Origin of the sequence: Azonexus hydrophilus (genome assembly GCF_905120355.1) — a bacterium.
Lineage (GTDB): Bacteria > Pseudomonadota > Gammaproteobacteria > Burkholderiales > Rhodocyclaceae > Azonexus.
This window is the reverse complement of sequence record NZ_CAJHOB010000044.1, coordinates 1-1,546: the sequence shown is the minus strand read 5'-3', so window position 1 is coordinate 1,546 and position 1,546 is coordinate 1. Positions and strand designations below refer to the sequence as shown.

The 1,546-nt window shown below is 47.2% G+C and carries 1 protein-coding gene; it reads left to right on the top strand.

Features of this window, described 5'->3' with window-relative positions:
- Positions 1 to 145: 145 nt before the first annotated feature.
- Positions 146 to 883: a hypothetical protein gene (locus JYJ39_RS13890; protein ID WP_205205235.1), complete on the top strand. Its 738-nt coding sequence runs from the start codon at positions 146 to 148 to the stop codon at positions 881 to 883.
- The last annotated feature ends 663 nt before the right edge of the window (positions 884 to 1,546 follow it).

Here is a 1,546-nt window from a genome sequence, read left to right as displayed (position 1 = left end):
CTGCTGCCTGACTCCGATTAACTCGGAAAGACGGTAGTGGTCGGACGGTTACGATAAGAAGATTTTCAGGCAAGCCAAAGCCACTCGACTGGGTGATGGCAGATACCTGATTGAAATCGGTGTGGGTCTCATAGGTCAGCTGTCATTGATTGCCAAATCCATTGCCGCTGACAAGCATGTATTACGTGGGCGAACAAAATGTACATTGCTTGATGCCGCCGTCCGTAAAGATGGACGTGAAAAGGCGCTCGGCGATTTTATTTTCCACTACATGCTGATATTTATCACGTGGCATGAGGTTGCCCATGTAGTACTTGGGCATCTGGATTGGCTTAAGAAGAACACTCAATTGACCGCGATTGAAGAGTTCGGACAAGATCAAATTCCAGAAAACGAATTCATTCACTACCAAACACTGGAGGGCGACGCAGATCGACAAGCCTCGCTGTGGACAGCCGCCGTAACTGATTACACCATGTCGTCTAACCCATTCCTGAGGTATCCGATCCTAGCAGATGCCTTTTACGATATTGGGTACATCTACGGGGCACTATTTGTTTTTCTTGACTCTGTTGATGAAGATATACCTCAGCCCCTCAGAAAACATCCCAAAGCAGATGTAAGGCTTGGCATAGCTCTTTCCTTCATGGAGCAGTACTTGGCGCAGTACCACAAGGATTCGATTCCCATGCTCATGAAACAGGTTTACGCAGGAGGAATTAAAGCCATTTCGACAATCCTGCATGCTGAGAAAAGAGCTTTTGACGTATTCGGCGCGGCCAAATTCATGGCTGAGAATGGATATCGGATTGATGCTATGCAACTTCGTTCACTACAACACAGCGTTACCAATTCATCCGACGGATCGTTCAATGTTGGCTAACTCATCATCTCAACGGATCTACCCGAAAAGCCGAACAGGCCTGTGAATTCAAATTTCCGATTTACCAACCAACACAGGAGGAGTGACATGGCCCTTTACAAATACGGTAATCGTTTGACTCAGTCTCAAGATGCTGCTTTTGATGCAACACATTCTCCGGGAACGGAGGCGCCACACCCGGGTATCTATCGCTGTACTTCCTGCGGAGACGAAATTGCAATCGCAGGTGGGCATACACTTCCACCGCAAAATCATCGCCAACACAATCCCGCAAACGGACCCATTAAGTGGCAGCTACTGGTTTACCCGGTACAGCAATAAAAGATATATCTTCCCACTCAAGCTAGAATGCTGATGGTTGTACCTTGCTCAGCGTCCTGCATGCTCAACAGGCGGAGAATCCTTCATTAAAATTGGCAGATTTCTGGGAAATCTTCAATTTCTTTGGCAGACTACGCAAGTGGTTCTGCCAAGATATGCGAAATAGCCTTAATGCCACTTAAAGGGGGAGTTCACTTTCTGTGTCACCCGACATGATATCCCATGAATGTCTTGACCTTTCCAAGAAGGTTGGATTTCGTGGGATTTCAATTGGCAACCAAGCCACCTTGCGGCGGTCACGCTTTTTCGGACAGTTGGCTAAGCTAATGCTGACTGGTTGAA